Origin of the sequence: Bradyrhizobium sp. (genome assembly GCF_016462955.1) — a bacterium.
Classification (GTDB): Bacteria; Pseudomonadota; Alphaproteobacteria; order Rhizobiales; family Xanthobacteraceae; genus Bradyrhizobium.
In genome coordinates this window covers 1-7742 of sequence record NZ_JAEMSD010000335.1, presented here as the reverse complement: position 1 = coordinate 7742, position 7742 = coordinate 1, and the positions used below count along the sequence as shown (strand labels likewise).

9 protein-coding genes are annotated in these 7742 nt (G+C 63.1%); 1 reads left to right on the top strand and 8 read right to left on the bottom strand.

All coding sequences use genetic code 11. The features are described from left to right. Nucleotides 1-268, bottom strand: a 268-nt coding sequence (locus JHD07_RS27210; protein ID WP_291627663.1) for a GTP-binding protein, incomplete at its 3' end; no start/stop codon positions are given. A gap of 156 nt (nt 269-424) precedes the next feature. Here JHD07_RS27210 and sugE point away from each other — a divergent pair. Further along, on the top strand, nt 425-739 hold the full coding sequence (gene sugE / locus JHD07_RS27205) for a quaternary ammonium compound efflux SMR transporter SugE (protein WP_291627661.1): 315 nt from the start codon (nt 425-427) through the stop codon (nt 737-739). Here the strand turns inward: sugE and JHD07_RS27200 are convergent. The 7 genes from JHD07_RS27200 to JHD07_RS27170 all read right to left on the bottom strand — a co-directional run bounded on the left by JHD07_RS27200 (nt 732) and on the right by JHD07_RS27170 (nt 7227). Further along, nucleotides 732-1736, bottom strand: coding sequence for an inorganic phosphate transporter (locus JHD07_RS27200; protein WP_291627659.1), 1005 nt, complete (start codon nt 1734-1736; stop codon nt 732-734). The genes sugE and JHD07_RS27200 overlap by 8 nt on opposite strands. Before the next feature lie 11 nt (nt 1737-1747). Beyond that, a complete protein-coding gene (locus tag JHD07_RS27195; RefSeq protein ID WP_291627658.1) occupies nt 1748-2392 on the bottom strand; it encodes a DUF47 domain-containing protein in 645 nt (214 codons plus the stop codon). Between the two features lie 156 nt (nt 2393-2548). Beyond that, nucleotides 2549-3517: a branched-chain amino acid ABC transporter permease gene (locus tag JHD07_RS27190; RefSeq protein ID WP_291627657.1), complete on the bottom strand. Its 969-nt coding sequence runs from the start codon at nt 3515-3517 to the stop codon at nt 2549-2551. A gap of 1 nt (nt 3518) precedes the next feature. Next, nucleotides 3519-4382, bottom strand: coding sequence for a branched-chain amino acid ABC transporter permease (locus JHD07_RS27185; RefSeq protein ID WP_008551982.1), 864 nt, complete (start codon nt 4380-4382; stop codon nt 3519-3521). Between the two features lie 75 nt (nt 4383-4457). After that, nucleotides 4458-5678, bottom strand: coding sequence for an ABC transporter substrate-binding protein (locus JHD07_RS27180; protein ID WP_291627654.1), 1221 nt, complete (start codon nt 5676-5678; stop codon nt 4458-4460). Between the two features lie 54 nt (nt 5679-5732). Next, a complete protein-coding gene (locus JHD07_RS27175; RefSeq protein ID WP_291627653.1) occupies nt 5733-6479 on the bottom strand; it encodes an ABC transporter ATP-binding protein in 747 nt (248 codons plus the stop codon). Next, nucleotides 6472-7227 (bottom strand): ABC transporter ATP-binding protein, encoded by a 756-nt coding sequence (locus tag JHD07_RS27170; RefSeq protein ID WP_291627651.1) that lies wholly within the window; start codon nt 7225-7227, stop codon nt 6472-6474. Before JHD07_RS27170 ends, JHD07_RS27175 begins: the two co-directional genes overlap by 8 nt. Nucleotides 7228-7742 lie beyond the last annotated feature (515 nt).

Here is a 7742-nt window from a genome sequence, read left to right as displayed (position 1 = left end):
ATTCAAACGTCATCACCGAGGTAACGACCGAGATGCCGCGCTCGCGCTCGATCTTCATCCAGTCGGAGCGGGTATTGCGTCGCTCGCCCTTGGCCTTGACCTGGCCGGCGAGATTGATCGCGCCGCCGAACAGCAGCAGCTTCTCGGTCAGCGTGGTCTTGCCGGCGTCAGGATGGGAGATGATCGCAAAGGTCCGACGCCGCGCCACTTCGGCGGCAAGCGGGGAACGGGCCGGCGATTCGGCGGTATTGGCGGCGATGTCGGACATGGCGGGAGCGTGTGGCAGGGAAAACGGGCCTGATCAAGCCTCATTTGGTGATTGCGGAGGCGTCCGGCCAGCCCCATATCGGCTTTGGGGAGGACGGCCTCCCCGCCATCAGCGCAGCAGCCGCGGGGACGACCCTGCCATGAATGGAGGGTCGTCATGGCCTGGAGCATCCTGTTCGTCGCCGGTCTTCTCGAGATCGTCTGGGCCATCGGGCTGAAATACACCGAGGGCTTCAGCAAGCTGGTGCCATCCGTGGTCACGCTCGCGGCCATGGCCGGCAGCGTCATCCTGCTCGGACTTGCGCTCAAATCACTGCCCGTTGGAACCGCCTATGCAGTCTGGACCGGCATCGGGGCGGTCGGCACCGCGACGCTCGGCATCTTCCTGTTTGGCGAGCCGGCCACGGCCTTGCGCCTCGCCAGCATCGGCCTGATCGTCGCCGGGATCATCGGATTGAAGCTCGTTACTTGAAGATCTGGACCACCCACCAGGTCAGCGCCGCGACAATGGCCGAGGCCGGGATGGTGATCACCCAGGCATAGACGATGGAACTGGCGACGTTCCAGCGCACCGCGGAGACGCGGCGGGCGGCCCCGACGCCGACGATGGCACCGGTGATGGTGTGGGTGGTCGAAACGGGAACCCCGAGATAGGTGGCCATGAACAGGGTCGCGGCGCCCCCCGTCTCGGCGCAAAAGCCCTGCATCGGCGTCAATTTCGTGATGCGCAGGCCCATGGTGCGGACGATGCGCCAGCCCCCCATCAACGTGCCCAGCGCCATCGCTGCTTGGCAGGACAGCACCACCCAGAACGGCACCGAAAACTCGCTGCCGAGATGGCCCTGCGAATAGAGCAGCACCGCGATGATGCCCATGGTCTTCTGCGCGTCGTTGCCGCCGTGGCCGAGCGAATAAAGCGAGGCGGAGGCGAATTGCAGGATGCGGAAGGCGCGATCGACCGCGAACGGCGTCGAGCGCACCGAGGCCCAAGACACGATCGCCACCAGCATCATCGCGAGCAGGAAGCCGACGAGGGGCGAGAGCACGATGGCCAGCACCGTCTTGGACAGGCCGCTCCATACGGCCGCGGAAATGCCCGCCTTGGCCAGGCCGCCGCCGACGAGGCCGCCGATCAGCGCATGCGAGGACGAGGACGGGATGCCCAGCGCCCAGGTCACGAGGTTCCAGACGATGGCACCGACGAGCGCGGCGAAGATCACCTGGGCGTCGACGACCGCGGGATCGATGATGCCGGTGCCGATGGTCTGGGCGACGTGCAGGCCGAACACCAGGAAGGCGATGAAATTGAAGAAAGCGGCCCAGAACACCGCGTATTGCGGCCGAAGCACGCGGGTCGAGACGATGGTCGCGATCGAATTCGCGGCGTCGTGCAGGCCGTTCAGGAAGTCGAACAGCAGCGCGACGGCGATCAAGCCGACCAGGATGGGAAGACCCAGCGCAGCATCCACGGCGGCCTGCCCTAAACCTGCTCGATGACGATGCTGTTGATCTCGTTGGCGACGTCGTCGAAGCGGTCGGCGACCTTTTCGAGATGGTCGTAGATCTCGGCGCCGACGATGAAGTCCATCGCATTGCCCTCGCGATGCTTGAGGAACAGCTCCTTCAGCCCGATGTCGTGGAGGTCGTCCACCCGTCCCTCCAGCTTGCCGAGTTCTTCGGTGATGGCCGTGAGCATGGCGACGTTCGGGCCGATCGACTGCATCAACGGCAGCGCGCGCCCGACCAGATTGGCGCATTCGATCAAGAGCCCGCCGATCTCGCGCATGGGCGGCTCGAAGCTGCGGACCTCGAACAGCATGACGGCCTTGGCCGTCTGCTGCATCTGGTCGATGGCATCATCCAGCGACGTGATGAGGTTCTTGATGTCGCCGCGGTCGAACGGGGTGATGAAGGTGCGGCGCACCGCCGTGAGCACCTCCCGGGTGATGTTGTCGGCGTCGTTCTCGAACTGGTTGACGCGCTGGCAGTAAACCGGCGTCTCCTCGCCCCCGTTGAGCACGCCCTGGAGCGCGATCGCGCCTTGGATCACGGTCTGGGCATGCCGGTCAAACAAGTCGAAGAACCGCTCTTCCCTGGGCAGGAACGCACGAAACCATCGCATCATGGGGATAGGCTACCGGTTGGAAATGGCCAGGCCCCAAGGGGCCGTCACAAAACTGTCATAGACCATTTACGATCCGCGCGCGTGTCATGTCACGCCCGCGGAGCCGGGTCATCCACCGCTTTCAGATGGCCGCCAATCCGATTGTAAATCAGCTACTTAAAGCGACCGCCGGAAGTAATGCGCGATTTCTCCGACGACGCCGCGGCGGAAAGTGAGCACGCAGATCACGAAGATCGCGCCCTGGATCACCGTCACCCACTGGCCGAAGCCCGCCAGATATTGCTGCATGGCGATGATCACGAAGGCGCCCACCACGGGACCGAAAATAGTTCCGAGACCGCCGACCAGCGTCATCAGCACGACCTCGCCCGACATCGTCCAGTGCACGTCGGTAAGCGAGGCGTTCTGTGCCACGAACACTTTCAGCGAGCCGGCAAAGCCGGCCAGCGTGCCTGACAGGACGAAGGCAAGGAACTTGTACTGGTCGGTGCGGTAGCCGAGCGAGATCGCCCGCGGCTCGTTCTCGCGGATCGCCTTCAGGACTTCGCCGAACGGCGAGTTGATGATGCGGAAGATCAGGAGGAAGCCGGCGAGGAAGCCAGCCAGCACCACATAGTACAGCACCGTGGGCTTGGAGAGATCAAGGACGCCGAACATCAGACCTTGGGGTATGCCCTGGATACCGTCCTCGCCGTGGGTGAACGGCGCCTGGAGGTAGATGAAGTACAGGAGCTGCGACAGCGCCAGCGTGATCATCGAGAAATAGATGCCCTGGCGGCGGATCGAGATGTAGCCCGTGATGATCGAGAGCACGAAGGCCGCGGCGATGCCGACGAGAATGCCGAGCTCGGGCGGAAGCGCCCAGACCTTCAGCGCATGCGCGCTGCAATAGCCGGCGGTCCCCAAGAACATCGCATGGCCGAACGACAACAGGCCGCCATAGCCGATCAAGAGATTGAAGGCGCAGGCGAGCAGCGCGAAGCAGAGCGCCTGCATCACGAAGAATGGGTAGACGCCGGTGAAAGGTACCGCGGCCAGCAGCAGCGCCATCAGCAAGAACACGATCATCTCGTCGCGCACCGCGCGCGGGGCTGCCGGCAGCGTGTCGTCCGTCAGGGTTGTCATCTCAGGCCGCCCTTCCCGTCAATCCCGTTGGCTTCACCAAGAGCACCAGCACCATCAGCACGAACACGACGGTGTTGGAGGCCTCGGGGTAGAAATATTTGGTCAGGCCCTCGATCACCCCGAGCGCGAAGCCGGTGATGATGGAGCCCATGATCGAACCCATGCCGCCGATCACGACCACTGCGAACACGACGATGATGAGGTCGGCGCCCATCAGCGGCCGCACCTGGTTGATCGGCGCCGAAAGCACGCCGGCGAGCGCGGCGAGGCCGACGCCGAGCCCGTAAGTGAGCGTGATCATGCGCGGAACGTTGATGCCGAAAGCGCGCACCAAGGTCGGGTTTTCGGTGGCGGCACGCAGATAGGCACCGAGCTGCGTCTTCTCGATCAGGAACCAGGTGGCAAGACACACCACCAGCGAGAACACCACGACCCAGCCGCGGTAGATCGGCAGGAACATGAAGCCGAGATTCATGCCGCCCTTGAGTTGGTCCGGAATCGCGTAAGGCAGGCCGGAGGAGCCGAAATAGTTCTGGAACACGCCCTGGACGATCAGCGCGATGCCGAAGGTCAGCAGCAGGCCATAGAGGTGATCCAGCCCGGTCAGCCATTGCAGCATGGTCCGCTCCAGGATCATGCCGAAGATGCCGACGATGATGGGCGCCAGCAACAGCGCCCACCAGTAGTTGATGCCGCCGAGGTTCAACAGGAAATAGGCGACGAAGGCGCCCATCATGTAGAGCGCGCCATGGGCGAAATTGATGATGTTGAGCATGCCGAAGATCACGGCAAGCCCGAGACTGAGCAGCGCGTAGAACGAGCCGTTGATCAGTCCCACCAGTAGCTGAGCGTAGAGAGCCTGCATCGATCCCGCACCCGGTCCCTTCTATTCCTCAAAAACAGGCCGGTGCCGTCGCGCGCCGGCCTGCATCGTTCAACGTTACTTCTTCACCAGCGGACAGGCGCTTTCCGACAGCGGCCGGAAGGCCTGGTCGCCGGGCGTCGTGCCGATCAGCTTGTAGTAATCCCAGGGCCCCTTGGATTCCTCGGGCTTTTTGACCTCGAACAGATAGGCGGGATGGAGCTTGCGACCGTCCACGCGGATCGTTCCCTTGCCGAACAGCGCGTCATCCGTCGGCATCTCCTTCATCTTGGCGACCACCTTGGCCCCGTCATGAGGATTGCCGCCCATCGCCTCCAGCGCCTTGAAATAATGCAGAAGGCCCGAATAGACGCCGGCCTGCACCATCGAGGGCATCGCCTTGTTCTTCATGCGCTCGGAGAAGCGCTTGGAGAACGCGCGCGTGCCGTCGTTCATGTCCCAATAGAAGGTCTCGGTGAAGTTCAGGCCCTGCGCCACCTTCAGACCGAGCGAGTGCACGTCGGTGATGAAGAGCAGCAGGCCCGCAAGCTTCTGGCCGCCCGAAACGATGCCGAACTCGGCGGCCTGCTTGATGGTGTTGGTGGTGTCGCCGCCGGCATTGGCCATGCCGATGATCTTGGCCTTGGAGGCCTGCGCCTGAAGAAGGAAGGACGAGAAGTCGGCAGTATTGAGTGGATGCTTGACGTTGCCGATCACCTTGCCGCCAGACTTCACCACGACCGCGGCGGTGTCGCGCTCGAGGGCATGGCCGAAGGCGTAGTCCGCGGTGAGGAAATACCAGGAGTCGCCGCCCGCCTTCACCAGCGCCTGCCCGGTGCTGTTGGCGAGCATATAGGTATCATAGACCCAATGGACCGTGTTCGGCGAGCATTGCGCGTTGGTGAGATCCGACGTCGCCGCGCCTGTGTTGATCAGGATGGAATTCTTCTCTTTGACGACGTTGTTCACCGCCAGCGCGACGCCGGAGTTCAGGACATCCATGAAGATGTCGACCTTCTCGACGTCGATCCATTGCCGGGCAATCGTGGAGCCGATGTCGGGCTTGTTCTGGTGGTCGGCGGAGATCAGGTCGAGCTTCCAGCCCTTGGCAGCGAGCCCGGAATCCTCGATCGCCATCTGTGCGGCGACGGTCGAGCCAGCGCCACCAAGGTCGGCATAGAGTCCCGAATTGTCGGTCAGCACACCGATCTTGATGTTCTTGTCCTGCGCGACCGCGCCGCCTGCCGCGCCGAGCGCCAGGGCCGTCCCAAGCAATATTGCCGAAATGCCGTGCTTCATAATCCGCCTCCCAATATCGCTTTGATAATCACTCTCGATCGTCCGCCTGCACCGCTACACACCAAGATAGGTGTGCAGCTTGTCCATGTTGGCGGCAAGCTCCGAATTGGAAAACCCGTCAATGATCTTGCCGTGCTCGACCACATAGTAGCGGTCGGCCACGGTCGAGGCGAAGCGGAAGTTCTGCTCGACCAGGAGGATCGTGAAGCCCTCCTTCTTGAGCCGCGCGATGGTGTGGCCGATCTGCTGGATGATGACGGGCGCAAGGCCCTCGGTCGGCTCGTCCAGCATCAGGAAGCTCGCGCCGGTACGCAGGATCCGCGCGATCGCGAGCATCTGCTGCTCGCCGCCCGACAGCTTGGTGCCCTGGCTGTTCAGCCGCTCCTTCAGGTTCGGAAACAGCTCGAAGATCTGCTCGAGCGGCAATCCGCCCGCGCGGACCACCGGCGGCAGCATCAGATTCTCCCGCACGTCGAGGCTGGCGAATATTCCCCGCTCCTCCGGGCAGAAGGCGATGCCCATGCGCGCGATCCTGTCCGAGGTTGCGCGGATGATCTCCTGGTCGTTGAACTTCACCGAGCCGGTGCGCTTGCCGATGATGCCCATGATCGACTTCAGCGTGGTGGTCTTGCCCGCGCCGTTGCGCCCGAGAAGGGTGACGACCTCGCCCGCGTTCACGTCGAAGTTGATCCCGTGCAGGATGTGAGACTCGCCATACCACGCTTCGAGATTGCGGACTTGCAGGATGTTCCCGCCGGCAGCAGCCTTGGCCGGAGCCTCGGCGATCGCAGTGTCAGCCATGACCGGCTCCCAGATAGGCTTCCTTGACGCGCTCGTCCTTGGTGAGCTCGGAGTAATGGCCCTGCGCGAGCACCTGCCCGCGCGTCAGCACGGTGATGATGTCGGAGAGGTTGGCCACGACGCTCAGATTATGCTCGACCATCAGGATGGTGTATTTCGCGGAGATGCGCTTGATCAGCGCCGCGATCTTGTCGATGTCCTCGTGGCCCATGCCCGCCATCGGCTCGTCCAGCAGCATCATCTCAGGGTCGAGCGCGAGCGTGGTTGCGATCTCCAGTGCGCGTTTGCGCCCGTAGGGCATCTCGACGGCGGGCGTCTCGGCAAACTCGCTGAGGCCGACATCGCTGAGCAGTTCGCGCGCGCGATCGTTGAAACGGTTGAGGACGGACTTGGAGCGCCAGAAGTCGAACGACGAGCCGTGCTGGCGCTGCAGCGCGACGCGGACGTTCTCCAGCGCGGTGAGATGCGGAAACACGGCCGAGATCTGGAACGAACGAACCAGGCCCATGCGGGCGACGTCGGCCGGCGCCATCGCCGTGATGTCCTGACCCTTGTACAGGATTTTCCCGGCTGACGGCTTGAGAAACTTGGTCAAAAGGTTGAAGCAGGTCGTCTTGCCAGCCCCGTTCGGGCCGATCAACGCATGAATGCTCCCACGGCGAACCTTGAGCGCAACGTCGCGGACGGCGAAGAAGCCCGCGAACTCCTTGGTCAAGCCTTCCGTTTCGAGAATGAACTCATCGGCCAAACAGATTTCCCCCTGCCCGCGCGCAAGCGCGTGGCTGTCCTTGTTACTTCGGCGATCCGGAGGCCTTGCGGCCCTTCCGGGGCGCCGCCTCCGGGCGCGGAATATGCCGGAGGTGACGGGGGTTAGGCAAGGCGGAAAGCTGAGCAGATCAGGCCTCCGGCTGGGATACAAATGCTCCCTTGGTCGAAGGTGTTTCGATGTCGTGCCTGCCCGGCCTCCGGTTCGCAAGACACCGGCCATCAAGCCGTCGTTAACGGTCTTTCGTCCGCCGCGCCAGCCTTCATCGAAAATTTTCCTGCAAGTGGGACCATGCGCGGGTTTTCACGTGCGAGAATATTGCTTTGAATTTTGCAAGCGCCGCTCCCTCCGTCGTCAAGTCGATCCGGCAACGCGATCTCCTGAACACGTGGCTGCGACTTTATGCGCGCCAGCAGGTCTCGCCGGCGATCTGGGAGTATCAGCCCGCGCGGCTCGATGAAGAGCTGTCCGACCTCATTTATTACACGGTGGACGGT

Excerpts from the sequence above, each read along its gene's own strand:
- sugE (WP_291627661.1), top strand. The coding sequence starts at position 425 with ATGGCCTGGAGCATCCTGTTCGTCGCCGGTCTTCTCGAGATCGTCTGG.
- JHD07_RS27195 (WP_291627658.1), bottom strand. The coding sequence starts at position 2,392 with ATGATGCGATGGTTTCGTGCGTTCCTGCCCAGGGAAGAGCGGTTCTTC.
- JHD07_RS27190 (WP_291627657.1), bottom strand. The coding sequence starts at position 3,517 with ATGACAACCCTGACGGACGACACGCTGCCGGCAGCCCCGCGCGCGGTG.
- JHD07_RS27185 (WP_008551982.1), bottom strand. The coding sequence starts at position 4,382 with ATGCAGGCTCTCTACGCTCAGCTACTGGTGGGACTGATCAACGGCTCG.
- JHD07_RS27180 (WP_291627654.1), bottom strand. The coding sequence starts at position 5,678 with ATGAAGCACGGCATTTCGGCAATATTGCTTGGGACGGCCCTGGCGCTC.
- JHD07_RS27175 (WP_291627653.1), bottom strand. The coding sequence starts at position 6,479 with ATGGCTGACACTGCGATCGCCGAGGCTCCGGCCAAGGCTGCTGCCGGC.